At 46.9% G+C, this 23,340-nt stretch carries 26 protein-coding genes; 7 read left to right on the top strand and 19 right to left on the bottom strand.

The genetic code is table 11. From position 1 onward, the window contains the following. Positions 1–85: 85 nt before the first annotated feature. The 4 genes from CYJ37_RS15680 to CYJ37_RS15695 form a co-directional block, all read right to left on the bottom strand. Positions 86–886 carry a DUF1444 domain-containing protein gene (locus CYJ37_RS15680; RefSeq protein ID WP_009795377.1) on the bottom strand — a complete coding sequence of 267 codons (801 nt, stop codon included), beginning with the start codon at positions 884–886 and terminating at the stop codon, positions 86–88. Positions 887–975: 89 nt separating this feature from the next. Then, positions 976–1,293: a thioredoxin family protein gene (locus CYJ37_RS15685; RefSeq protein ID WP_009795378.1), complete on the bottom strand. Its 318-nt coding sequence runs from the start codon at positions 1,291–1,293 to the stop codon at positions 976–978. After that, positions 1,280–2,323 (bottom strand): PTS transporter subunit IIC, encoded by a 1,044-nt coding sequence (locus CYJ37_RS15690; RefSeq protein WP_009795379.1) that lies wholly within the window; start codon positions 2,321–2,323, stop codon positions 1,280–1,282. Before CYJ37_RS15690 ends, CYJ37_RS15685 begins: the two co-directional genes overlap by 14 nt. 201 nt (positions 2,324–2,524) lie before the next feature. Then, positions 2,525–3,034 (bottom strand): hypothetical protein, encoded by a 510-nt coding sequence (locus CYJ37_RS15695; RefSeq protein ID WP_094767241.1) that lies wholly within the window; start codon positions 3,032–3,034, stop codon positions 2,525–2,527. Between the two features lie 160 nt (positions 3,035–3,194). Between CYJ37_RS15695 and CYJ37_RS15700 the strand changes: the two genes are divergently transcribed. Next, positions 3,195–3,641 (top strand): YtoQ family protein, encoded by a 447-nt coding sequence (locus CYJ37_RS15700; RefSeq protein ID WP_009795381.1) that lies wholly within the window; start codon positions 3,195–3,197, stop codon positions 3,639–3,641. 41 nt (positions 3,642–3,682) lie between these two features. Here CYJ37_RS15700 and CYJ37_RS15705 read toward each other — a convergent pair whose 3' ends face one another. Further along, positions 3,683–4,207 carry a DUF84 family protein gene (locus CYJ37_RS15705; RefSeq protein WP_094766873.1) on the bottom strand — a complete coding sequence of 175 codons (525 nt, stop codon included), beginning with the start codon at positions 4,205–4,207 and terminating at the stop codon, positions 3,683–3,685. A gap of 95 nt (positions 4,208–4,302) precedes the next feature. Beyond that, positions 4,303–5,376, bottom strand: a complete 1,074-nt coding sequence (locus CYJ37_RS15710) for a M42 family metallopeptidase (RefSeq protein WP_101550549.1) — start codon at positions 5,374–5,376, stop codon at positions 4,303–4,305. 212 nt (positions 5,377–5,588) lie between these two features. On the opposite strand from CYJ37_RS15710, the gene CYJ37_RS15715 reads away from it, so the two are divergent. Beyond that, positions 5,589–5,903 carry a PepSY domain-containing protein gene (locus CYJ37_RS15715; RefSeq protein WP_009795384.1) on the top strand — a complete coding sequence of 105 codons (315 nt, stop codon included), beginning with the start codon at positions 5,589–5,591 and terminating at the stop codon, positions 5,901–5,903. A gap of 49 nt (positions 5,904–5,952) precedes the next feature. On the opposite strand, the gene CYJ37_RS15720 is transcribed toward CYJ37_RS15715, so the two are convergent. Next, positions 5,953–6,792, bottom strand: a complete 840-nt coding sequence (locus tag CYJ37_RS15720; protein WP_022544289.1) for a YtnP family quorum-quenching lactonase — start codon at positions 6,790–6,792, stop codon at positions 5,953–5,955. Between the two features lie 458 nt (positions 6,793–7,250). After that, positions 7,251–7,889, bottom strand: a complete 639-nt coding sequence (gene trmB / locus CYJ37_RS15730; protein ID WP_022544290.1) for a tRNA (guanosine(46)-N7)-methyltransferase TrmB — start codon at positions 7,887–7,889, stop codon at positions 7,251–7,253. A gap of 283 nt (positions 7,890–8,172) precedes the next feature. Between trmB and CYJ37_RS15735 the strand changes: the two genes are divergently transcribed. Next, on the top strand, positions 8,173–8,352 hold the full coding sequence (locus CYJ37_RS15735) for a hypothetical protein (protein WP_009795231.1): 180 nt from the start codon (positions 8,173–8,175) through the stop codon (positions 8,350–8,352). 112 nt (positions 8,353–8,464) lie between these two features. Next, positions 8,465–8,743: a YtzH-like family protein gene (locus tag CYJ37_RS15740; RefSeq protein ID WP_009795233.1), complete on the top strand. Its 279-nt coding sequence runs from the start codon at positions 8,465–8,467 to the stop codon at positions 8,741–8,743. On the opposite strand, the gene CYJ37_RS15745 is transcribed toward CYJ37_RS15740, so the two are convergent. The 4 genes from CYJ37_RS15745 to thpR form a co-directional block, all read right to left on the bottom strand. Beyond that, the gene (locus tag CYJ37_RS15745; RefSeq protein WP_009795234.1) at positions 8,740–9,519 is read right to left on the bottom strand and encodes a phosphotransferase family protein; all 780 of its coding nucleotides are present in this window, start codon (positions 9,517–9,519) and stop codon (positions 8,740–8,742) included. The genes CYJ37_RS15740 and CYJ37_RS15745 overlap by 4 nt on opposite strands. A 367-nt stretch (positions 9,520–9,886) precedes the next feature. Continuing rightward, the gene (pulA, locus tag CYJ37_RS15750) at positions 9,887–12,028 is read right to left on the bottom strand and encodes a type I pullulanase (RefSeq protein ID WP_009795236.1); all 2,142 of its coding nucleotides are present in this window, start codon (positions 12,026–12,028) and stop codon (positions 9,887–9,889) included. Positions 12,029–12,225: 197 nt separating this feature from the next. Beyond that, on the bottom strand, positions 12,226–13,179 hold the full coding sequence (locus tag CYJ37_RS15755) for an NERD domain-containing protein (RefSeq protein ID WP_009795237.1): 954 nt from the start codon (positions 13,177–13,179) through the stop codon (positions 12,226–12,228). A 29-nt stretch (positions 13,180–13,208) separates the two neighbouring features. Further along, the gene (thpR, locus tag CYJ37_RS15760) at positions 13,209–13,766 is read right to left on the bottom strand and encodes an RNA 2',3'-cyclic phosphodiesterase (RefSeq protein ID WP_009795238.1); all 558 of its coding nucleotides are present in this window, start codon (positions 13,764–13,766) and stop codon (positions 13,209–13,211) included. A 229-nt stretch (positions 13,767–13,995) separates the two neighbouring features. On the opposite strand from thpR, the gene cysK reads away from it, so the two are divergent. Next, positions 13,996–14,928 (top strand): cysteine synthase A, encoded by a 933-nt coding sequence (gene cysK / locus CYJ37_RS15765; RefSeq protein ID WP_009795240.1) that lies wholly within the window; start codon positions 13,996–13,998, stop codon positions 14,926–14,928. Between the two features lie 79 nt (positions 14,929–15,007). Here cysK and dat read toward each other — a convergent pair whose 3' ends face one another. The 6 genes from dat to CYJ37_RS15795 all read right to left on the bottom strand — a co-directional run bounded on the left by dat (position 15,008) and on the right by CYJ37_RS15795 (position 21,548). Then, positions 15,008–15,883: a D-amino-acid transaminase gene (gene dat / locus CYJ37_RS15770; RefSeq protein WP_101550551.1), complete on the bottom strand. Its 876-nt coding sequence runs from the start codon at positions 15,881–15,883 to the stop codon at positions 15,008–15,010. Between the two features lie 38 nt (positions 15,884–15,921). Further along, complete coding sequence (gene pepV / locus CYJ37_RS15775) at positions 15,922–17,340, bottom strand: dipeptidase PepV (protein ID WP_009795242.1); 1,419 nt, start codon at positions 17,338–17,340, stop codon at positions 15,922–15,924. A 104-nt stretch (positions 17,341–17,444) separates the two neighbouring features. Beyond that, positions 17,445–18,632 (bottom strand): ABC transporter permease, encoded by a 1,188-nt coding sequence (locus CYJ37_RS15780; protein ID WP_101550553.1) that lies wholly within the window; start codon positions 18,630–18,632, stop codon positions 17,445–17,447. Further along, positions 18,625–19,338, bottom strand: a complete 714-nt coding sequence (locus tag CYJ37_RS15785) for an ABC transporter ATP-binding protein (protein WP_101550554.1) — start codon at positions 19,336–19,338, stop codon at positions 18,625–18,627. The genes CYJ37_RS15780 and CYJ37_RS15785 overlap by 8 nt, the downstream gene beginning before the upstream one ends. A 51-nt stretch (positions 19,339–19,389) precedes the next feature. Next, entirely contained in the window at positions 19,390–20,118 is a 729-nt protein-coding gene (locus tag CYJ37_RS15790) for an MOSC domain-containing protein (protein WP_022544293.1), read from the bottom strand. A 134-nt stretch (positions 20,119–20,252) separates the two neighbouring features. Continuing rightward, positions 20,253–21,548, bottom strand: coding sequence for a M48 family metallopeptidase (locus CYJ37_RS15795; RefSeq protein WP_224952402.1), 1,296 nt, complete (start codon positions 21,546–21,548; stop codon positions 20,253–20,255). Positions 21,549–21,981: 433 nt separating this feature from the next. Here CYJ37_RS15795 and CYJ37_RS15800 point away from each other — a divergent pair, with 433 nt between their 5' ends. Next, positions 21,982–22,203, top strand: a complete 222-nt coding sequence (locus tag CYJ37_RS15800) for a DeoR family transcriptional regulator (protein ID WP_009795247.1) — start codon at positions 21,982–21,984, stop codon at positions 22,201–22,203. Positions 22,204–22,268: 65 nt separating this feature from the next. Here the strand turns inward: CYJ37_RS15800 and CYJ37_RS15805 are convergent, their stop codons facing one another. Then, positions 22,269–22,988, bottom strand: a complete 720-nt coding sequence (locus CYJ37_RS15805; protein WP_009795248.1) for a pseudouridine synthase — start codon at positions 22,986–22,988, stop codon at positions 22,269–22,271. 99 nt (positions 22,989–23,087) lie between these two features. Here CYJ37_RS15805 and CYJ37_RS15810 point away from each other — a divergent pair, with 99 nt between their 5' ends. Beyond that, entirely contained in the window at positions 23,088–23,333 is a 246-nt protein-coding gene (locus tag CYJ37_RS15810; RefSeq protein WP_022544295.1) for a hypothetical protein, read from the top strand. Positions 23,334–23,340: the final 7 nt, after the last annotated feature.

A 23,340-nucleotide genomic window follows, 5' to 3' on the forward strand; every position in this document is an offset into this window, starting at 1 on the left:
ACAACTGTTACAGGCAGTGTAACCTGCAGGCTTTTCCCTGTCTATCAGATATAAAAAAGGACCACATTTCGTGATCCTTCCCCTGTCACTTTTTCTTATTTTTGCCGAGAATGAAAATCGGCTCAAGTTCCCCGTTTTCATAAAGAAATGATAATGCCGTAATCGGTACCCTGCCGCTTGCAAAGAAGCTCATGTTCATCTGGGCGAGGATATCATAGCCTGTATTATTCCGCACATCCGCTATGATCAGGACGTCCTGATGGGGAACGGCAAGTGCCATCTCACCGGTTATCTGCTGCTCCATGCTCTTCAGAAAAGCTTCATTGAGGATGCGGCTCGCATCATAGCCGTCATTTGCGTTCAAAAAATAAAAGATATTGCCGGCCACTTCGTCCTTTTTAATCCCGGTTGACAGGGACCTGACATTAAATAAGGCAATCTCCCTGATCCTTTCAGCTGTCCAGCCCTCTTTTTCCATGAGCGCTGAATCAATGAGCCTGTAGGTTTTGCCCTGGTCAAGGGCATAATAGATCCTCGTTTCTGCTGTATGTTCGTCAAACAGGAACAAGATTCCTTCTTCAGATTCCTGCGGAAAAGAAGTTGACCTGATGACAGGGAAGATATTTTTTTCATGGCCTTCAAGCCCGGATTCTCCCGACATGGCCCTGAGTCCTTCTTCCACATAATAGGCCACCTCTTCAATCGCCTTGTCCTTCTGCTCCTGCCATTTAGCAATGATGCCAGGCAGCGAAATGGTGATCCCTTTGCCCGTCCCTTTATTTTCAATCCGGAGGGTATCCTTTTTTTTATCAAATTCGAAAGACCGGTTATCAGCATCCAGCCTCTTCATTAATTCATCCTTCATTTTCCTGCTGTCCATTTTCATCCTTTTTCCCTCCTTAACGGGAAATTTCTGCAGTTTCCATTGTACAATAGAAAGCCCTCCATCTCAAAGAAGACGGAGGGCAAAAGATATCAGCGGCTGAGGCCGGCGATGAAATTCTCGATTTCTTCCTGTGTTTTCCTATCCTTGCTGACAAAGCGGCCTGATTCCTCTCCATCCCTGAAGGCAATGAAGCTCGGGATGCCGAAGATATCAAGCTGCCCGCACAGATCAATATATTCATCCCGGTCTACATATACAAAGGTATAATCGCTGAACTTTTCTTCTACCTCTGGAAGGATCGGTTCGATGATGCGGCAGTCAGGGCACCAGTCTGCTGAAAACATAAAAATATGCTGCCCCTCATTTTTCATTTGCTCAAACTGTTCCATTGATTCAAGCTTTTTCATTTCTTTTTCCTCCTGTCTGGATCAGCATATCGTCATGTTTGATCCAGCCTTTTTTCCTCATATACTCAGATAATAACAAGCTTATTGCGGCTGGTCCAACAAAATGCAACATGACTATTTTCAGGAAGACAACCGAGCTGAATCCCATTGCTGTCACAGTCATGATCTGCCCGACAAGGCCAGCTGTCCCCATTCCCGCACCTGCCGCATTGTTCTCGAGAACAAATAAAGTGGTACCAAGCGGTGCAAGAACTGCACCCGCAATGGTCGGCGGGAGAAGGATCATCGGATTCCTGATGATATTCGGCACCTGCAGCATTGAAGTTCCAAGTCCCTGGGCAATGAGGCCGCCTACTTTATTTTCCCTGTAGCTGCTGACTGCAAAACCGACCATTTGGGCTGCACATCCAATTGTTGCCGCCCCTGCTGCAAGCCCGTGCAGATCAAGCATCAGCGCAATGGCTGCACTGGAGATAGGTGCTGTAAGGGCGAGGCCCATCAGCACTGCCACAATGATTCCCATTAAAATCGGCCTTTGCTCCGTCCCCCACATGATCATGCTTCCAAGACCCTTTAACAGGAAGCTTATTCCGGGTCCTATCAGCGCTGCCGTTCCATAGCCAGCCAATATCGTAACAAAAGGCGTAACAATAATATCGATTTTCGTCTCCTTGCTGACAAGCTTTCCAATCTCCACAGATATCAGGGCAGCTGCAAAGCTCCCGGCTGGTCCGCCCAGCGCGGCCCCTGCTGCCCCGCTTGCAATCGCAGCGAACAGTACCAGCGGCGGCGCATTCAGCCCATAAGCAACAGCAACGCCGATTGCCGGCCCCATAAGCCCCATCGCGAGCGTCCCCATTTCTATGAAAAAACTCCCGCCATATCCTGCCGGCAGCTGCTCTCCCACCGTCTTAATGATCAGACCTATAATCAGAGAAGAAAACAGGCCTAATGCCATGCTGCTCAATGCATCTATAAAGTAAACCCTCGCAGACAGGCTGACCCCTTTTCTCTTCACAAACTCTCTCATTTAAAATCCCCCGTTCATTCTTCATTGTCATGTGTCAAGACAGATGTTACAACCTATATTGTAAGCATGTACAATGTAAAAAGGAAGAAAAATATACCCGGAACCTTCCTAGTATGGGCGCTTTCTGTTATGAGAAACCAGATTTTCCTTTTGTCCTTAGAAAAAACACAAAAAAAAGCAAAGGGACACCCCTTTGCCTGCCTATTTCATCCGGACGGAATTGACGATATCAATCATCATTGAAGCATCTGCTTTCAGGCTGGAGGTCTTTGTTTCCGTTGTGATCTTGACCCCATCAGCTCCGACAATCAATTCGCTTCTGTCATCATCCAGCTTTTTAATTAGAATAAATCCGAATCTGCCATCATATTGGAAGGTTTCATCCACCTCATAGCTTTCGTTCTGAAGTTTCGCAGACTCATAAACCACCTTGCTGCCTTTGCCCTCATTCTGGTTATAAAACAGGATATATGTTTTGCTTCCATTTTTTAAGATTAGATTGTTTGGGCTCTCTTCTTCAACCTCGACACCAAAAGGCAAATAATAATCTATCTCTTCATTTTCATTATTTGCATCCTTGGGCTTTTGGGTGAAAGCTGTCTCCGCTGCCTTCTTCGCTGCTTTCTGCTCCTCTTGGAAGGATGCAGAACAGGCGCTCAGGAACAGAACGGAGCATATCATTAGCAAGGCGGCGATGCTGATTTTTTTCATACTATTTTCCTCCCTGCTGGAAAAAATATCGTCCTTTTCTATCATAACCGTCTTTTTAATTATCTGACAACCCCTCCTGCCGGTTTTTCAGGCCTGCGGACGGTTTGTTATTAACAGAAGTGGTAAAATGTAAGATATCTACCAAAGAGGAGGAAGTATGATGGAATTGACAGTTTATCTGGCAGGCGAGATTCATACAGACTGGAGGGGAGAGCTGAAGGAAAAAGCAAAAGCCCTTCAGCTTCCGGTCCATTTTGTCGGACCGATGGAAAACCACGAGCGCTCTGATAAGATTGGGGAAGAAATACTTGGGGAACAGCCGGGCCCTGTTTACCTCGACCAGGCTTCTTCAAGCATCAACAATCTGCGGACCCAGCTGCTGATGGAAAAATCCGACCTGGTCATTGCGCTGTTCGGCGAGCAGTATAAGCAATGGAACACGAGCATGGATGCCAGCACTGCCCTTGCACTGAAAAAGCCGCTGATCCTGATCAGGCCTGAAAAACTGCACCACCCGCTTAAAGAACTCTCACAAAAAGCAAACGCAACAGTCGAAACCGTTAATCAGGCAATCAAAATTCTTTCATATGTCTTTGAAGAAAACTGAAATGCGGAAGCGGCTTGCTTAATACAAGCTGGGGAGAGGCGTCAACGCCTCTCCCTATTTCTGTTCCGGTACTCCAGCTGCCCGGCGAGCAGCCTGACAACATGCGCGAACATTTCGGCCCTGTCGACCCTGCCATTTGTGAACACACCGATGGCGCCTTCTTTTTTCCGGATGTTTTCTTTTTGGGCATATTCATCCATGACAGGCCCAAGCTCTCGGCCTGCGAGCAGCTCTTCGGCAATTTCCTGCGGAAGGGGAATTCTGGCCCCTCCAGCGACAATTGTTTCTTTGCCTTTTTGCGCAAGCGCCCCCCAATTGCAGAGAAACAAACCTGCAGCTGTGTTCTGAACCCCTCCTTCCAGACCGATTCCTATATCGCCATCTCCTTCTTTCAGTGCAAGCTCCGCTCTTTGTACAGCCCCTTTAATCGTTTCATCATCTGTAAAAGGCTGGTCACTCACACCGGAAGGTACATCCACAGAATCGACTTTAAAGCCGCTTTCATTGAAAATGGCTTCCACAGCACCTATTTTCGCCGGATTTTTAGAACCTATTATAATTTTCATAAAGCTGTTCTCCTTTTTCATTGCTGCAATCTATATTGCCCCATTTTGACCCATTGAAAAGAGGCAGCACTGCTGCTGCCTCCGGGCTGTTGTTTTTACGCGTTCTCGCGGATGGATGCGACAGTGGCTTTGTCGCAGGATTTAACAAGCTTGACCAGAAGCTCTTTTGCTGCCGCATAATCATCCACATGGATAATGGAAGCGTGAGTATGAATATAACGGGAGCAAATGCCGACTACCGCACTTGGGACTCCTTCATTTGAAGTGTGGACACGCCCTGCATCTGTTCCGCCCTGGGAAACAAAATACTGGTAAGGCACATTATTCTTCTCAGCTGTATCCAGCACGAATTCCCTCATGCCGCGGTGCGTAACCATGGAGCGGTCCAGAATGCGAAGCAGCGCACCTTTCCCAAGCTGGCCGAATTCCCTTTTGTCGCCTGTCATGTCATTCGCAGGGCTTGCATCCAATGCAAAGAAAATATCAGGCTTGATCATATTGGCGGCTGTCTGCGCACCTCTCAGCCCGACTTCTTCCTGGACTGTCGCTCCGGAATAAAGGATGTTCGGCAGCTTTTCGTCTTTCACTTCTTCCAGAAGTTCAACCGCAAGCCCGCATCCATAACGGTTATCCCAGGCTTTCGCCATGATTTTCTTTTCATTTGCCATTAGCGTAAACGGACAGATAGGGATGATCTGCTGTCCGGGCTTAATGCCGATCTTCTCTGCATCCGCACGGTCATCTGCACCGATGTCAATCAGCATATTTTTAATATCCATTGGCTTGCTGCGCTTGGCTTCATCCAGCAGGTGCGGAGGGATGGAACCGATGACGCCTGTGACCGGGCCATTATTGGTCATGATCTGCACCCTCTGGGCAAGCAGGACCTGGCTCCACCAGCCGCCAAGGGTCTGGAAGCGGATCATGCCGTTATCGGTGATGGAGGTAACCATGAAGCCAACCTCATCCATATGGCCTGCTACCATCACAGTCGGGCCTTCCTCATCTCCCCTTTTTACTCCAAATACTCCCCCAAGCTTGTCCTGGACCACTTCATCAGAATACTGGCCAAGCTGCTCTCGCATAAACTTGCGGACTAAATGTTCATTCCCCGGCGCTCCCGGCAATTCTGTCAGTGTTTTAAAAAGCTGCAATGTTTTATTGTTCATTGTACCTGCTCCTTTAATGGGATTTATATCATTATTATGTATACAGTTATTTTACAGAACTTTCTTACCTCTTACCACCTTTTCCTCCTAGCCGTCCCCCAGATATGGTTCCATGTTCTTTCACTTTATGTGAATTCCTTTAATATATCCGGTTACATTTGGTAGAATGGAATAAAGAACAACAATGATGGAAAAAGACGGAGGGGCAGATCATGAACTGGAAATCATTTTTGCTTGGTGTTGGAGTCGGAGCAGCAGGCGGCTTGGCTGTGAAGGAATTAATGGCAGATAAAACCGCGGTTTCTCCAGAGAAAGCACTTGACCAGGCTAAAGCCGCTTTCAAGAAAAATGGCCCGATCAGCGGATCATGGATACATATGCAGCCTGAACCTTATGAGAAGCATGGGCTTAGCTATAATGTCTATAAAGGCGGCATTTCAAGGACAGCTGATGGAGAGGTATCTCAATACGAGTTTGTCGCAGACAGCCGCACCGGAACGATTTTGGATGCCTATCCGCTGTCTTAAAGATTGCAAGCTAAAGGCCGGATTCTTTTATCCGGCCTTTAGCTTGCCTTTATCTGGTGCGTTTCAGCTCTTCCTTCAGCTGTTTATCCCCGTCCCATTTCACCGCCCGGAAATAGGCATCATGGTAAAACGTAAACCATGCATCCCTGCTGATTCCGTACTCAAGCCATTTCTGCTTCGCAGCGATTGAATCCATCGGATAATCGTCAAAGGCAAGAACCCATAGAACATTCTGGTGGGCATGTGTCGGCATGATGTCTGCCATATGAACGATTGTTTCCCCTTCTTCCTCGATGAGAATAATGGCATGTCCATCACTGTGACCGCCTGTGTGGACCATTCTCACTGGACCGAAGCTCCATTCATCTTTGAATGTGATCACCTGGTCCTCTATCCCGCTCCAATTTTCTTTCCAGTATGTATTCCTGGACCGGATGTTCGGATTGCGCATCTCTTCCCACTCGGTTTCCGATACAATGATTTTTGCATTGGTGAACACTGAAACAAATTCTTCTCCTTCAAGTCTGGTAAGGCCGCATGCATGGTCGAAATGCAGATGGGTCATCAGTACATAGTCGATATCCTCCGGGCTGAGGCTAAGCTCTCCGAGGGATTTTTCAAGACTGGATTCTTCTGTCACTCCGTAGTTCCGCTTTTGCTTTTCGTTAAGCTTGCCTGAGCCAATGCCTGTTTCTATGAGCATCTTTTTCCCGTTAGCTTCCACAAGGATTGGATCTGTTCTAAGCTCGATCTGGTTATTTTCATTGCAGGGATATTTCTTTTCCCACAGAGCTTTTGGGACAACGCCGAACATGGCGCCGCCATCCAGATGTGTGACCCCGCCGTTGAGCCACGTGAGCTTGACTGTTTTTAATTTTAAGGTTTCCATTTGGACACTCCCTTTTTCAGCAGATTGTATGTATACTTGTTAGTTTATCATTAAGAGGGGAGTTGGTGGAATATTTGCTCAGCATAAAATAAGATACAACAGAATTATTGAAATGTATTGAAATTAGGAAGATTTTTGGTTTTATCTTTAAAAAACTTAGTTGCATTCACAAGGTTATTGAACCTGTTAATTGGAGTGGAAGGCACGCAGACTCCTGCGGGAAGTAGCGGCAAGGCTGAGACCCCGCATGAGCGTAGCGAAGAGGAGGCTCAGCGTCGCCCCGCGGAAAGCGAAGTGCCTGGAACGGAAATTAACAGCCCATTTAAAAAGCTAAACAAATGAACAATTGTTGTGGCCTTTCACAGTAAATCCTAAAAAACATAACCAAAGAAGGAGTACGAAATGTCCGTACTCCTTTTTTCTATACCAATGCCGCTCACGAGCAGCTTTATGCAATTTTATTGATATCTCACTTCAGAGCGGTAGATTCTGCTGCCTCTGCCGGAGAATTTTTCTTCGTATTCGGTCATGATATTGCCTTCATAGTCGCTGTTGTGAAGGTCGAGGCTGACGTAAGTGAGGAGGAGTCCGTATTCGGAGAAGCTTGTAAGTGAATATTCGAACAGCCCCTGGTTGTCAGTCTTGAAATGGATTTCTCCTTTATCGACAAGGATGCTTTTGTAGACATCAAGGAAACTTTTGAAAGTGAGCCTTCTTTTTTCATGACGGGTCTTTGGCCAAGGGTCTGAGAAATTAAGGTAAACCCTGTCTACGTCCCCTTTATCGAAATACTCAGCCAGGTTCTTGGCATTGGCATTCATCAGCTTAAGGTTTGGAAGCTCTTCTTCAATAAGCTTATCAAGGGCAGTCACGATGACGCTTTCTGCCAATTCTATGCCGATATAGTTGATATGGGGATTGGCCTTTGCCATCCCTGTGATGAATCGGCCTTTCCCTGTTCCAATTTCTATATGGAGCGGCTGGTCTTCTTCAAATACTTCAGCCCATTTTCCTTTATGCTGAATCGGCTCCAGGATGACATACTGCGGATGCTGCATTAATTTATCTTTAGCCCAAGGCTTGTTTCTTTGTCTCATGAGGACACCCCTAAATAATAATATCGTTCAAACAATACCATGCCTTCCCTATCGATGCAACCCTCGTTCAGGAAGGATCGGGGAGCATCCGGCCGCATATGTAAGGGCACTGTCTGTTAAAGCGCGTTCATCTTATGTTACCGGAAATATCTCCTGTATATCAATCGAAACCGCGTTTTTCATTTATATGATGTTTTGTTAAGGTTTTAAGAGTGTACTCGAACGGAAAAACCCGAGCCTGAAATGCTTTTCCTTCAGGCATCAAAAGGAGCTGGAAATATACATGGGAAAATTGATTGAGACAGGATTGGAAATGGCCGTCCTTTTAGTTATAGGCATCATGTTCCTTGGCTACAGTGTGACTGTCTATCCGTATGAGAAGCTTAGGAACAGAAAATGGACTCAGAAAGTCAGATCAAAGAGACAGAGCCTTTATATCGGAAAGCCTGTCAACCATCTATAAAAGATAAGCTGATGAATAATAAAAAAAAGGAATTCACATGATAAATGTGAATTCCTTTTTTTGTTGGTGCCTCAATCCCATTCATGTACAAATAGAAAGGATGCTGAATCATATGCCGCTGTGCCATACAGATCAACTAACCCTGCTGAGGGATATATTAAGCAGCCATCAGACAGACTGCTGCGGGTCGGTTTCAGAGTGTGAACAATTGGAGCGCTTGGTAAAATCCCTCATGGTCAATGCAAATATCGGCCAGGAGGTAAGGACAGTACTGGAGCAGATTTACAGCTACAGCCAAAACGGCGCCGGCTCTTCCAATCTCGACGGCCATATAGAGCTGCACCAGCAGGAGCTCTCCCAGTGGGTAGAGAGCATTGACCAGCTTTCCTAGCCTAGGTCAAGCTCCTTGATGAACTGGATCCACTTATCCATTTCTTCATATCTCCCCTTGCTTTTATGCCATTGAATCGATGTCAAAGTCTGGGCAGCCACATACCATTTCATGCGAAGGGCAAGGGAGGATGTTAATTCCATTCCATACCGCTTCAGCCAGGAATGCCATTTATCACGGGGGATGTACCAGTATAAGAGCATCCCGAGATCAATGGCAGGGTCGGCAATCATTGCCCCATCCCAATCAATCAGATACAGCTGGTCGTTCTCTGTGAGCAGCCAGTTGTTATGATTGACATCGCAGTGGCAGACGACCATATCTTCACAGAAGATATTCCCCTTCTCCTTTTCAAGGAACCCGAGGGCTTTCCTGACAGCATCCAGTCTGCGGATTTCTTCATCCAGCTCTTCTGTGACCGCGTTCAGTATTGCCTCTGGCTTCAGGGGAGATTTTCCCAGCCTGCTAAGCATCCCAAGGAGCGGCCTGGAGTCATGGATTTTCTTGAGAAGCCTGGCTACCCGCTCATCTTCCATATCCCCCGGCTTCAATTCCCTTCCGGCAAGCCATTGCTGGGCTGTTATGACGTCCCCATTTTCAAGCCTTTTTGTCCACACAAGCTTTGGAACAATTCCTTCTGCTGACAAAACAGCGAGAAAAGGCGATGAATTCCGCTTCAAGAATAATTGCTGCTCTTCATGCTGGGCAAAAAACGCTTCACCTGTCGCTCCTCCGGCAGGAACTATCTCCCAATCTTGTCCGAATAAATGTTCCAAAATTGTTCACCTACAATGTTTTTCTGCAAATTAAATGCGAGTAAGGAAAGTGCAAGGCCCGCATCTCAGCCAGGCCTTTTACAGTCTCCTATCTATATATGCGGAACTGCAAAGAAAGCAAAGCCCGCTCCTGTCCATTCCGCCGCTAATTGATTAAAGGACTATTGTATAGAAAAGCAAAGTAAAATAAAAAAAAAGCTATTGAAGCAAATGTCCTGCAATAGCTATCTTATAAATTTTATCTCTTAGCGTGTTTTCTAGTCAAGTCAATCAGAGATAAAAACAGTATTTTATTATAATGATTTCTTTTTCAATTTTTATGGTTTGATCCCGATTCAGCTTCGGGCGGGCAAAAGGGCAGCTTCTTTCACCTTCTGGCAAGGATCAGCAGGCTGCATGGGGCAATTATTGCAGCGCCCGAATTCACAGTATTTACCGGTTCTGCACCCGCCCTGTCTCCGTCCGCCAAAACTTCCCATTCTCCATCAGCAGGGAACTTCCGCTCTTCCCGGGAAGGATTGAAACATACCCTGATGGAATCATAGCCCCCGAATTCCCTGATATCCTGCAGCTCGAATGCAATCATCGGCTCTTCTGCCTGGATGAACTGCATATGCCTCCTGATCAGGTCTGTGCTGTGAAAACGGAAAGCTTTGATGTTCTTCCTTATGCTAATCAGCCCTTTTATATAGTCCACATTATCCTGATAGTGAAGCCGGCGCTCCCAATCAAGCCAGTTGACCTCATTTGGGGACCGATAGCTGTTGCCGTCCCCATTTTTTGTCCTGAAGAACTCCTGTCCGCTGTGAAGGAAAGGAATTCCCTGTGCAAGGATGACCATTGCCGTCGCAAGCCGGTGGTGCTTCTCCTTGAATTCCTCTCTCTCTTCAGGGAAACATGCGCCAAGCTTATCCCATAGTGTATGGTTATCATGCGATTCGGCATAGTTCACAGACTGCCCCGGAGAACGGAAGAGAGGCTTAGCCTTTTTCCCCATTCCGATGCTTCCGGCAAGAACCTGTTTCGCATCCTCGCGGTAATGTGCATTTCCCAGTGCATATCCTTTATCATAAATATTGAATGTACTTCCCTTAATAGAATCCCTGAACCAGTCATTGAACTGGCCGATCCTCTCGAGCTTGCCCTGGTTGCGCAGATTGGCCTTTTGTTCCTGCGGGAGAGGAGTGTTAAGGTCCCACCCCTCCCCAATGATGAGAATATGCCTGCCGGCTTCATCTGCAGCTTTCCTGACCTCCTGCATCGTCCCGACATCCAGGATTCCCATCAGATCAAAGCGCAGCCCGTCAATTTTATATTCATGCAGCCAGAACTTCACGGAATCGACGATGAACTTCCCTGCCATCTTCCTCTCAGAGGCAAAGTCATTGCCTACCCCGGTTCCATTTGATGGCATCCCGAACTCATCGTGCCGGAAGTAATAGCCTGGTACAAGCTTTTCAAAATCGGATGATTCCCTTATATAGACATGGTTGTACACAGCGTCCATTATGACCCGCAGGCCCTGGGAATGGACAGCTGAAATCAAATCCTTCAGCTCAAGGATCCGCAAATACGGGTCTGAAGGATCCTCGGAGTAGCTGCCATCAGGTGCGTTGAAGTGGAGCGGGTTATAGCCCCAGTTATAATCTGATTTTCCCCCGAGCTCATCCACCCCCGCAAAGTCGTGGAAGGGGAGGAACTCGATATGGGTCGCCCCCAGCTCCTTTACGTAGGAAAGGCCGGTCGAACAGCCCTCCGGCCCCTTTGTACCCAGCTCTGCCGCACCGCGGTATGTGCCTTTTTTATCCGCGCCGCTCCCGGGATGGATGGTAAAGTCCCTGATATGGGTTTCGTATATAACCGCATCTGTATCATGTTCCAGCTCCGGAAGCTCAAGCTCAGGCATCTTTATTTTCCCGGGGCTGGCAACGACGGCTTTCTCCCCATTGGCTGTAAGCGCGGCAGCATATGGGTCTGCAGCCTCCCGCCACTCAAGATCGATGCATACCTTGTAAGAATAGGCATGAAGTTCAAGATCTCCCTCGGCACAATAGGACCAGACACCGTAATCTCCTCTTTCCATTGCATATTCCGTGATACCCTTCCCTGGCTCTTCTAACGACAGCCTGGCTTGAGTGGCGGTAGGGGCCCATAGCTTGAACACTGTCTGTTCTTCTGTATAAAAGCACCCCAGGCTCCCGCTATAATAATATTTTTCATCAAATGCCTCTGTCCGGATGACAGATCCAATCTGAAGGTCTGTCTTCCCCCCATGTTCATCATGGATCCAGCAGGTTGTTCCGAGATCCAAATCACCTTCGAAGGTGCAAATATATTTAATCTCCTCTTCCAGTTCCTGCTGTTCTTTAATAAAGAGCTCCTTCTTCCCTTCCTGGCCTGAAAGAGCAAATTCAGAACAGCTGCCATTGTAATAAGAACGGGGAAGCAGGATGGCAATGATATTCAATTCATCAAGGTATGCATGGTACATCCGTTCCACTGTGATCATCGTCTCACTCCGCTTCTATTCTCGGCTTTCCTCCGAGTACTTCCTTATTACCTGTAATACAGGCTGCCCCAAACCTTGCCCAGGGCATTTTTTAAAGGGTGTCTTAACAGCTATTCACACGAACGAGCCCAAAATCAGGATGAATTACTACAAGACCTTTTGATAATTGCCCAGGCATGTATTTAAGATCATGTGCCTTATTCAACTTCTCCCCATTCCGGGCGTTTCACACAGGTTGTCTGGCAATATTGCAGGAGGATCTGCGCGCTTTTAAGCTGGATATGCTTGATGGGGGACGTGTTTTTCCTCATAGCTTCAAACCACTCCTCGAATCCGCGCTTCTCAATCAGCTCCACCCCATATGGTACATTCGGATAATCAAAATAGCCTTTCCGGCTTACTAATACTTTATGTACCGGGAAATCGATTTCATACATTTGAAAAATGCTCTTTACAATTTTTTCTGTCCGGTCCAGGGCGATGAGCGGATTAAGTATTTTCTTTTCTTCCTTCCCTGTCCTTTTTAACCAGAAATGCTCCTTGGAACCGATGAAAACAGCCTGCTCATCTTCTTCCATAAAGGAAAGGCAATAGGCCCCAGTCGGGGTAATAAAGACCGATTCTGCCTCTACAGGCGCTTTTTTCAAACGGAATACCGGCTTATAAAGAAGCAGATAGGTGTCCGGAAAACGCTGAAGGAGGAAGCGGAGCTCGGGGTCATAGAAAAAGGATCTCTGAACAAATGATTTTTCCATGATGGTCGAGCTCGCCCACTTCATTTGAAATCTAAAAAGCTGATCCAGGAATTGCTGCTTCAATTCATCTGCCGTATCCGGCCTTGAGGCAAACTGCGGATCAAAATCGAGCTTCTCTTCCACTGCCTTTTCAGGAACCGGCTCAGCGTCCTCTGACTTCCTCTTCAGGCTGAATATTCCCTTAATCCTCTCTGACAGGGGCTGTTTCTCTTCCAGCTTCCAATCATCCTCTGCTTGTCCCGGTTCAGGGCCGAAAAACCGACCATCGTTATTTTCCCATGCGTCCAAAAGCTGTGCCCACCGCTGCTTCTTCAGTCGGACATATCTGGAAGGATATAAAAAGATATCCTGTTCATAGCGTGAAATATAATCCTGTAGCTTTATTAACTGTCCCATTCCCTCTGCCTTCCTTGTTTCCTTGTATTTTATTTCAGTGTATAAACCTCGATTGCTTCGTATTTAGGACTTCTATCCATATGCGTCTGATATAAAACCACTTCTGCGGCAGGAAATGAGATTGTCTCTGTTAAAACAGATTCATTTCCCAAAAGGTCCGGCTCAAAAGGGCTGCTGCCTGCCCACTTCCTTGCCAGAGTGATATGCGGCTTAAATGGCCGGGTCTCCAGCTGAAAGCCTGCTTCCTTACAGGCATCAAAAACTTTCTTCCTTACCTCGGCAAGCCTGGGCTGGGCTGCTGTGTCCGACCAAAAGATCCTGGGCTGATCCGGCTTTCCGAAGACGCCAAACCTTGAGGTGGATAGGCTGAAAGCTTCCTCTTCCTCAAGTGCCTTCCTGACAAGCCTGGCTGCATGCTGCAGCTGATCCTTCCCTGCATTTCCCAGAAAGGCCAGCGTAATATGATAATCCTGATAATGGACCCATTTTTGAAATTCAAGCATTCCTGCTGCCGCTTCGCATTTCAGCTTCAGCTTTTCTTTGGCATCGTCAGGAAGCCGCACAGCAAAAAAATAATGTGTTTGCATCAATAAAACGCCCTTTCCACGACATTTCTATTTATTTTAACAAAATTTGCACAGCCGGGAACAAAAAGCTGCCGGAAAATCCTTAAGATTTGATAGCCTTCCCACCTTTTAGGTATGATTATGGAGCAGAGCATTAAATGAAAATCATTTAGTTTTCCCTCCTTTTGCATGAGATTTGCTGAAGGAATGCAAAATAGCTTTATTATTATTTTTAGAAAGGAAGAGTTTTATGAAGGTTGTAGACAACCTGTCTGACTTGATTGGCGACACGCCGCTCGTGAAGCTGAACAGGCTGGCCCCAGAGAATGGAGCAGCCATTTATGCAAAGCTCGAATTTTACAACCCGAGCAAAAGCGTCAAAGATCGGGCAGCTTTTAATATGATCATTAAAGCAGAGGAAGAAGGAAGGTTGAAAAAAGGGTCAACCATCATTGAGCCTACAAGCGGGAATACCGGGATCGGCCTTGCGATGAATGCTGCTGCACGCGGCTATAAGGCCATTCTTGTTATGCCTGACACAATGACACTTGAACGGATCAATCTGCTGAAAGCGTATGGGGCGGAAGTGGTCCTCACACCAGGTGATGAAAAGATGCCCGGATCAATCAAAAAAGCGCTGGAGCTTGCAGAGGAAATCCCGGACAGCTTTGTCCCGATGCAGTTTGATAATGAAGCAAATCCCGATGCCCACAGAAAATCAACCGCACTTGAAATTATTGATGGGATGGAACAGATTGGAAAGCCCCTGTCTGCTTTCGTCGCGACTGCAGGCACAGGCGGAACGATCACCGGAACCGGAGAGGTGCTGAAAGAGAAATATCCGGGTCTTGAGGTCCACGTTGTTGAACCGAAGGGCTCTCCAGTCCTTTCAGGAGGCAAGCCCGGCAAGCATAAGCTTGTAGGCACCAGCCCCGGTTTTATCCCTGAAATCCTTAATCAGGATGTTTATGATGAAATCCACCAGATCAAGGACGAAGAGGCTTATGACACAACAAGGAGGCTCGCCAGGGAGGAAGGCATCCTTGTCGGCCCTTCCTCAGGGGCAGCCTGCTTTGCGGCCATCGAAGTCGCCAAAAAGCTCACACCCGAAGATGCAGTCGTCTTCATTGTGTGTGATACAGGAGAAAGATACCTTTCCAGCGACCTGTTCCGTTTTGAGTAAGATAGTATAAATGACGGAAACAGCTTTATATGAAAAAACCGGCCATGCCTCCTGATCTGGAGTGCCTGGCCGGTTTTTTTCAGCTGTTCAACGCACCTGTTTGAATGCTTCCGCATTCCTTTTCAATTTTTTCGAGGAATAGGCCTTGCAGCTTCTGCGTCAGCTCTCCTGGCTTACCGTTCTTCACAGGACTGCCGTCAATCCCGATGACCGGCATCACTTCAGCTGTTGTGCTGGAAATGAAGATTTCATCTGCACCAAGGAGCTCATCAATCGTGAATGCTTTTTCCTCAAACGGAATATCATTCTCACGGGAAATCTCGAGCACTTTTTGCCGTGATATCCCATTAAGAATGAAATGGTCAGCCGGATGTGTCACCAGTTTATCGCCGCTTACGATGAAGATATTAGATGAGCTGCCCTCGGTCACTGTATGGCCCCGATGCTGGATGGCTTCAAAGCACCCAGACTGGGCTGCCTTCTGCTTGGCCAGCAAATTGCCAAGCAGGTTAAGGCTTTTAATATCGCAGCGGAGCCAGCGGATATCTTCAGTCAGTATTGCCTTGATCCCCGATTTCATATTCTCCTCCGGCCGCGCAGCTTCACGGGTATAGGCTACGAAAGCGGCAGGGACTTCACTGCCCGGAAAGGCGTGATTCCTTGGCGAAATGCCCCTTGAATACTGAAGGTAGACTGTTCCGAAACCAATTTTGTTCTTCCCGATCAGCTGTTCCAGTTTCGTTTTTAGCTCTTCCTTTGTAAAACCAGGGTTCAGTCCGATCTTTTCACAGCTTTCAGACAGCCTGTTCAGGTGTTCCTCAGCTGTAAACATTTTGCCGTTATATACCCGGATTACTTCATAGACACCATCGCCAAACTGATAGCCTCTGTCTTCAATGTCAACCTTGGCATCTTTGCGTTCAATCAATTCCCCATTCAGGATTGCATATTCCACTTTCGTTCCTCCCCTATACAATATTCAGCCTGTTTCTTTTATTTTGCCAGCTCATAAATAGCCTGTGCATAGATGGCTGCAGCTTTTACAAGGTCCTCAATAAACATATATTCATCCTTCTGGTGGGCAATGTCCTCCCTGTCAGGGAATAATGGACCAAAAGCGACACCGGCCTTCAGGGAACGGGCATACGTTCCTCCCCCGATCGAGATGAGCTTGGCCTCATCTCCAGTCTGCTCCTCATACACTTTTTTCAGCGTCTGGATCAGGAAAGTATCCTCATCCACATGATGGGGCTTGGAATCTGTAAAGTTTTCGAGGCGGAACCCTTCTTTTCCAGCAGCAGCCATGACCGTTTCCTTGGTTAAAGCCATATCATTGGTGACAGGGTAGCGGAGATTCAATCCAAGCCGTCCGCCTTCTGCCTGTGAATAGCTTATCTTTCCAAGATTGATGGTCAGGTCGCCTGTGATATCGTCAGAGTAGGCCGCGCCCAGCTGCCTGCCGCGGGAATCCTTGAAGAAATAGCGGTCAGCAAAGCTGAAAAATTGGGCTGCCTTTGAATCGATTGAAAGCTCTGACAGGAATTTAGCTAAATATAAGCCTGCATTCTTCCCGTTATCAGGCTCCATTCCATGTGCAGAAATCCCTTCAACCTCAAGAATCAACTCACCATTATCCACATGATAGCTGCCTTTCAGGTCATGCTGCTTCTGGAAATCTACAAAACGCTGCAGCACCTCTGTCTGTTCATGATGGACGAGCAGGGATGCTTTGGCATAGTCAGGGACCATGTTGTATCTTCGGCCGGACTGGAATGAAGCAACTTCTGCCTTGACATCGCCATCCTGATTTTCTGCTGTGCTTTCCTGAACAAGGTCAAAGTCGGAAATTCCTTTTTCTGCATAGATGATCGGAAAATCAGCATCTGGGGCGAAGCCGATATCAGGCATCTGCTCGTGCTTGAAATAATGGTCCACACAGCGCCAGTCGCTCTCTTCGTCCGTCCCGACGATCATCCGCACTTTTTTGCTCAGCGGCAGCCCAAGCTCCTTGACTATTTTCATAGCATAATAAGCGGCCATTGTAGGCCCTTTATCATCCAGCGCCCCGCGTGCAAAAATCTTTCCATCCCTTATTTCTGCAGCAAAAGGATCGCTTGTCCATCCGTCACCTTCAGGAACAACATCGACGTGGCAAAGAATCCCGACGATTTCTTCTCCACTCCCAAACTCAATATGTCCAGCAAGATTGCCGGTGTTTTTCACGGAGAATCCGTCCTTGCTGCCCAGCTCCAGCATAAAATCAAGTGCTTCTTTGACTTCTTTTCCCAGAGGGGCATCTTCAGTCGCATTCTCTTCATCAAGAATGCTCCTGATTTGCAGAAGCTTCTGGGTATCAGCCAGGAAAGCCTGCTCACGTTCTTCTATTTCTTTCTGCCAATCAATGTTTTTCATACACATCCTCCTTATGTACATTCCAAAAGCAGACCGGCTGCATCCGGAATAATTAAACCAATTTCGCTCTTCCATTATAAATCATTTCAATGGAAAACCTTAAATCAAAGAGAAAGGCTGCCAGCAGGCATCTGGCCTGTCAGCCAAAGTCCTCCCGCTGCCGCCAGTATAACAAGAATGATGGACAGAAGAAAGAGAGCCCATACCGCTTTGGTCCTTGCCGAAAAATACACATCTCTTTCACCGTATTTTTTTGTGAGGGGGTGGGAGATCGTGATTTTTCCCCAAACCATCTGCAGCCAGGAAAACATCATGATGAGGAAGCCGATGGCTATAAGTGTTTTTAACCAGATAGGCGGAATGATGACGATCGCTGCCACTGCAGGTGATATGATTTTTAAATAGTTTCCCCAATAAGACGGGTTGCGCAGGAATACTTTAATGAAAACTTCCAGAAATCCGGCAGAGACCGTCCTTTTTTTAAAGATCCTTTTTGATTGCCTGAACAAAAAAGGCTTTTTTCTTACTGCGGAAGGCGAAGGCATCTCTACCTCATAGGAAAGCTGGAAAATTAAGCCTGTATATTTGACTCGTTCCTCCCTCTCAAACGCCGCTTCAGTATCAAAGGTATGTGTTTTGGACAGATTCCTATTGTATAGGAAGCTTCCCAGGGCAAGCAGCAGAATAGCCGACATATTAAAGGCCAGCAGATTTCCCCCGAGCCACAGGGCAAAAACCAGCTGGACCATCCAGCTTAACAGCACAAAGCTTGCAAGACTGAATAGTATCCTTAAAAGCTTCCCTTCTATCTTCCTCAGATTTTGCTTCAGCCACATAATAAATACTCTGCAGGAAAAGAAAAACAGGAAATAAGAAACGGCATATAGCATTGTAAAGCCGTAGTGCCCTATTAAAAAGGGAAGCAGCAGAATGGCTATGAAGGCTGCCTGGCATGCTCCAGCCAGAAGAGAATAGAAAAAAGCTCCTTTTTTAAGGCCGAAATAAAGCTTCCGGTTTTTAATTAGAAATACCTTATCTGCCTCCTGGATAAAGGTTCGGTAATGGCCGTCCCATGAGGCAATATAGCCTGGAAGGAACAGGAAAGCTGCCGGCACCATTAAAATCCACCCGGGCATTTCTGTCCACCAGGATCTGTATATGAAAAAGGAGATGACTGCTGCAGGAACCGCCAGATAAAGGATGATGGTCCAGTCCGCAATTGATCTGAAGACGCTGTACTGATATTTCCATTCTGCCGAAAGCCTTTTAAAAAGGAGCCTGCTGCTAGTCATTTACATGCTCCTCTGAATACATGTGGAAGCAATCGAACAGCGACCCGCCCGGCAGGCCGCATTGCTGCCTGATTTCATCCATGGTCCCTGATGCCGCGACCCTGCCTTTATTAATGATTATAGACCTGTCGCAAACCTTTTCGGCAGTGTCCAGAACATGGGTCGACATCAAAATGCCTGCACCCTTTTGGCGCTCCTTTTCGACTGATTCCAGGAAAAGCCTTGTTGCATTCGGATCCAGGCCGATGAAAGGCTCATCAATGATATATACAGAAGGGTTGATGATCAGAGAGAGGACCAGCATGGCCTTCTGCTGCATCCCTTTTGAATATGTATGGGGATAATCATGTGCATAGTCTGCCAGCTTATACAGCTCCAGCAGCTCTTCCGCCTGCTTCCTGTATTCCTGATCGCTGAGCCCTTCTACTGCAGCGATGAAGTCGAGATGCTCCCATAATGTAAGCTCGTCATAAAAGATGGGCCGCTCGGGAACATAAGAATATTTGATCCCCTCTTTAAAAACGGTTTCTCCTTCTGTATAATTCATCAGGCCAAGGATCGTTTTGATCGTAGTGCTCTTTCCCGCACCATTCGCCCCGATCAGGCCGATCAGCTCTCCTGAATGGACTTCAAATTTAATATCCTGCAGATATGGAGCCTCTTTGCTGTATCCCGCCTGTTTTATTTGCGCTGTTAATAGTTTCATTGTTTTCCCCCCGATATATATACGGCGAAGAGAAGGAAAAAGTTTCCTTGGTCAATCTGCAAGATAGATTGCATCACCTGTTCGGATCGGACCTGTACGCACCACTGAAGCATAGACGCCGAAATGATTGCTCCTTTCTTTGGCAACCATTTTCAGAAGGGCGGCATCCTTACCGGCATCCTCCGGATCGACTGTGATGATCTGGCATCTTTCACAATGACGCTTAATCATGATAGCGGATCCTCCGCTGCCGATGATCAGCTTTTTCCCAAACCAGCTTTCTTCTGCAAAGGGAACAGATCCTTCAATATCAAGGATAATATTGGCCCGGAAGCGCCGGTGATCAACTTCTCTGCCCCGCATTTCACCGAGCTTTCTCAATGAAGCGGCGGAAACGAGCTGCAGATGCTCCTCTTCTATTGGACCTAAAGGTATACTCTTTGGCGAGTATTGAATCTGCTCAGTTTTTTTGCCTGTGAGGCTTTCTAAATAACCTGCTACGCGGGGATCGCCCCATTTGGCGCTACTTCCGTCAGGCATTCTGATGATGACTGCCGGAAACATGTTATCCTGTTCCTTTCCTGCAAAACGCGCTGAAAATGTGGCCATCTCGGGAGCCTGGGTAATGGTCAGGAATTTCCCGGGCCTCGACGTGTCCAGGAAAGCATGGCTCCTGTCTCCATATAATCCGTAAGACATCAGCCGCGTCTCTGCCACACTTTCACCGCCAAAGGATTTGACAGGGTGCCTGATGATTTCTTTAATCGTTCCCACCTTCATATCTCTCTCCCCTTTCCCGCTGTTTTTTTCCATATTATAGCACGGTGTTTGTTCAGACGGCAGACAACGCTTACTCGATAAACTCATGGTAAGCACCAAAAAACGCTGCTGAACTCTTCAGCAGCGTTCATTTCTTATTCATAATAAGGCTTAAGCACTTCCAATACTTCAGGGTTTCCGTATTCCTGAGCGTAATCATAGGCTGTAAGGCCCTCTGCATCTGTATATAACGGATCTGCCCCATATTCCAGAAGCAATTCAGCCATACTGGCATCATCTGCAAAAACCGCGCTCATTAAAGGCGTTGTGTCATAGGCATCCACTGTATTTGGATCAGCTCCGTGTTCTGCCAGGAGCCGGGCGGCATCGGCCTGTCCGCTGTACACGGCCCAGTGCAGGGCAGTTGAGCCTTCACTGTCAGCAGCATTAATGTCAGCTCCATTCCCAATCTGGTTTTCAATAGAGGCGAGGTCACTTGTCTCTGCAGCCTCCATCAGAGGCGTAATTCCTTCCACTTCTTCTACTGGTCCATCAATTGGCATATCTGAGAGCATATCAAGATTTTCGATTCCTTTTAAGCCAAACCATAGCCCTGTTCCGGCAAGGGCCAGAAAGAGCACAGCTGCGATAGAACCAATCCAGACAGTACTTCGCTTCTCTTTAAGCACCAGTGCCGTTTCCGGGGCAAAAAACTGTGCCAGTGCATGCAGCCTTTTCGGAAGATGCGGATGAGTGGAAAGCTTCTCATTCAGCCATATGAAAATGCCCTGCTCCGACTCGATCTGTTCCATATAGGTTTCCTGGTCGACCTTCTTATATAATTCTTTCCCGATGGCAAGCATTGTCAGCGCATTCCTGGAAGCTTCATAAGACTCAGTATAGTAGGCAGCATAGCGGTCACAGGTATACTCGCAAGCTCTTAAATACGCATTTCCCAAAAATGGCACCCACAGAGCAGGCAGCAGGAGGAAGCTGACTGTCACATGCCTTCGTTTCAGATGGGCAAACTCGTGTGCCAGTACAAACAATACCTCCTTCTCCGCTTTCTGCTCAATCAATTCAAAAATACCAGAATACAGCACCACCATATTTTTTCTGAAAAACCTGGCTGCAAAAGCATTGAGAACCCCTTCGGATTCCACAATATAAATATCCGGGACTTTCGCAAGCCCCATCTGCCCGGCCACTGAAACCGCCTTTCCATACAGCTCTGGGAATTGCTTTTTCCCAAGCTTTACACCGTTCCTGCGGATTCCGGCCATCATCAGCCCGTGGAGAATGATGGTGGCAGTCAGCAAAATGGCCAGCATGATAATGCCAATAATAGTTATAGATAATAGCAAATACGTAAGGATGCCGAATAAAATGACAAAAGCAAAATAGAGACTTTCTTTTCTGTGTACGAGCTGTTCACGCAACGAATGATTCAAATAATTCCATCCCCTTCAGTTATCTGCATAAATTACTCATTGATTATAATGAATTTCCCCATTTGGGAATACAGGTAAATAGGCCCATTAAAAAAAAGCTGGTAAACACATATGCAGATACTTAAATGCATAGAGATGTAAAGAGAGCCAGGCATCATGCAAGTTTCTGATCAGGCAGGCACCAGTATAGAAATGGAGCCAATTCCAACCAAAATGTGTTAATCTTTTGTAAATTCAAGTATTAAAGTAGCATTATCAAGCAAGAAAGAGTACAATTATTGTAGAAGTATGACATCTAGAACATTCTTTAATGATTAGAAAAGGAGTTGTCTGGGGAAAAGAAAACTACATACCTTGAAGACATGTTTCTTCATCGAAGCTGTCGGTTGCAGGAATTTGCCAAAGGTTTGAAAAAAGGATAGGGAGTGGTTCTTTGAAACCTTCGACTAACCGGATGTTAAACCGCATTAAAGCCGTCTACATGTTTATTTGTAAGCGCGGAACTGTAACAACTCAGGAGCTTGTAGAGGAATTTGGTATTACTCCTCGCACCATACAACGAGATTTGAATGTCCTGGCCTATAATGATTTAGTCATCAGTCCGAGCAGAGGAAAATGGACGACGACGCAAAGAAAAGTTAAATTATCATCGTAAATACAGTCTCCCGGGCTCGGGGGATCCATAAACAAAAAAATCGCCCTTATCAGGCGATTTTTTTGTTACTTCACTTCATATTCCATCAGAGACTGCAGCTCTTCCTCTGTCAGCTCCCTGTACTCACCAAGCTCGAGCGTCTCATCAAGCCGCAGCGGCCCCATCGAAAGCCTCTGCAGATATACCACTTTCTTCCCTACAGCTTCAAACATTCTTTTGACTTGGTGAAACTTTCCCTCTGTGATCGTCAATTCGATATCAGACCGTTCTCCGGACTTCAGGATATTGAGCTCTCCCGGCTTTGTCGCATAGCCGTCATCCAGGATGACTCCTTTGCGGAAGGCAGTGACATCTTCTTCCGTCACTTCCTGGTCTATGACTGCAAAATACGTTTTCGGCACATGCTTCTTTGGGGAGAGCAGGCGGTGGGCCAGCTGGCCATCATTCGTAATCAAAAGCAGACCCTCCGTATCCTTATCAAGCCTTCCGACCGGAAAAGGTTCAAAGATCAGATCCTCTGCCTCAAGGAGATCAATGACCGTTTCATCTCTGTTATCTTCTGTTGCTGAAATGACGCCCGGCGGCTTGTTCATCATCAAATAAATAAATTCCCTGTATTCGACGGTTTCTCCGTTTATACGGATCAGATCTTTTTCAGGATCGACATGCTGCTTGGCATCTTTGATCTTTTCATCATTGACGGTCACCGAACCGTCCTTAAGCAGCTTTTTTACCTCTTTCCTGCTGCCGTATCCAAGATTGGCCAGCACTTTATCAATTCTCATCCTTCTTCCTCCTTAAAAATTTCAGTCCCGGGACCACTGCTTTTATCATAGACTGTACTATCTGGTTATTTACCTGAGTATAGTAGAACTTTTTACAAAATGAAAGGAGCGCTTCTTATTCACTATTTTCCCGTCTGCCCTTATCCCCTGCACCCTGTCTTCCGTACATCTCCTTCTTTTTTATCCCAGGGAGATGCCCAGATTCTGCAGCGCGTCATCGAGCTTGAACGCACCGTCGAGCAGCTTAACAAACAATGCAGCCGGTTCAACAGGAGGCTGAACCGCATTGAGCGCAGGCTCGGGCTCGGTGGATCCGCCCCAATCTACTATAATCCGGAGCTCTAGCACCCCT

The organism is Bacillus sp. UMB0728 (genome assembly GCF_002858875.1).
GTDB classification, from domain to species: domain Bacteria; phylum Bacillota; class Bacilli; order Bacillales; family Cytobacillaceae; genus Bacillus_AB; species Bacillus_AB infantis.

Coding starts and splice junctions, on each gene's coding strand:
- CYJ37_RS15680 (WP_009795377.1), bottom strand. CDS start 886: ATGAAAATGGACAGCAGGAAAATGAAGGATGAATTAATGAAGAGGCTG.
- CYJ37_RS15685 (WP_009795378.1), bottom strand. CDS start 1,293: ATGAAAAAGCTTGAATCAATGGAACAGTTTGAGCAAATGAAAAATGAG.
- CYJ37_RS15690 (WP_009795379.1), bottom strand. CDS start 2,323: ATGAGAGAGTTTGTGAAGAGAAAAGGGGTCAGCCTGTCTGCGAGGGTT.
- CYJ37_RS15695 (WP_094767241.1), bottom strand. CDS start 3,034: ATGAAAAAAATCAGCATCGCCGCCTTGCTAATGATATGCTCCGTTCTG.
- CYJ37_RS15700 (WP_009795381.1), top strand. CDS start 3,195: ATGGAATTGACAGTTTATCTGGCAGGCGAGATTCATACAGACTGGAGG.
- CYJ37_RS15705 (WP_094766873.1), bottom strand. CDS start 4,207: ATGAAAATTATAATAGGTTCTAAAAATCCGGCGAAAATAGGTGCTGTG.
- CYJ37_RS15710 (WP_101550549.1), bottom strand. CDS start 5,376: ATGAACAATAAAACATTGCAGCTTTTTAAAACACTGACAGAATTGCCG.
- CYJ37_RS15715 (WP_009795384.1), top strand. CDS start 5,589: ATGAACTGGAAATCATTTTTGCTTGGTGTTGGAGTCGGAGCAGCAGGC.
- CYJ37_RS15720 (WP_022544289.1), bottom strand. CDS start 6,792: ATGGAAACCTTAAAATTAAAAACAGTCAAGCTCACGTGGCTCAACGGC.
- trmB (WP_022544290.1), bottom strand. CDS start 7,889: ATGAGACAAAGAAACAAGCCTTGGGCTAAAGATAAATTAATGCAGCAT.
- CYJ37_RS15735 (WP_009795231.1), top strand. CDS start 8,173: ATGGGAAAATTGATTGAGACAGGATTGGAAATGGCCGTCCTTTTAGTT.
- CYJ37_RS15740 (WP_009795233.1), top strand. CDS start 8,465: ATGCCGCTGTGCCATACAGATCAACTAACCCTGCTGAGGGATATATTA.
- pulA (WP_009795236.1), bottom strand. CDS start 12,028: ATGATCACAGTGGAACGGATGTACCATGCATACCTTGATGAATTGAAT.
- CYJ37_RS15755 (WP_009795237.1), bottom strand. CDS start 13,179: ATGGGACAGTTAATAAAGCTACAGGATTATATTTCACGCTATGAACAG.
- thpR (WP_009795238.1), bottom strand. CDS start 13,766: ATGCAAACACATTATTTTTTTGCTGTGCGGCTTCCTGACGATGCCAAA.
- cysK (WP_009795240.1), top strand. CDS start 13,996: ATGAAGGTTGTAGACAACCTGTCTGACTTGATTGGCGACACGCCGCTC.
- pepV (WP_009795242.1), bottom strand. CDS start 17,340: ATGAAAAACATTGATTGGCAGAAAGAAATAGAAGAACGTGAGCAGGCT.
- CYJ37_RS15780 (WP_101550553.1), bottom strand. CDS start 18,632: ATGACTAGCAGCAGGCTCCTTTTTAAAAGGCTTTCGGCAGAATGGAAA.
- CYJ37_RS15785 (WP_101550554.1), bottom strand. CDS start 19,338: ATGAAACTATTAACAGCGCAAATAAAACAGGCGGGATACAGCAAAGAG.
- CYJ37_RS15790 (WP_022544293.1), bottom strand. CDS start 20,118: ATGAAGGTGGGAACGATTAAAGAAATCATCAGGCACCCTGTCAAATCC.
- CYJ37_RS15805 (WP_009795248.1), bottom strand. CDS start 22,988: ATGAGAATTGATAAAGTGCTGGCCAATCTTGGATACGGCAGCAGGAAA.
- CYJ37_RS15810 (WP_022544295.1), top strand. CDS start 23,088: ATGAAAGGAGCGCTTCTTATTCACTATTTTCCCGTCTGCCCTTATCCC.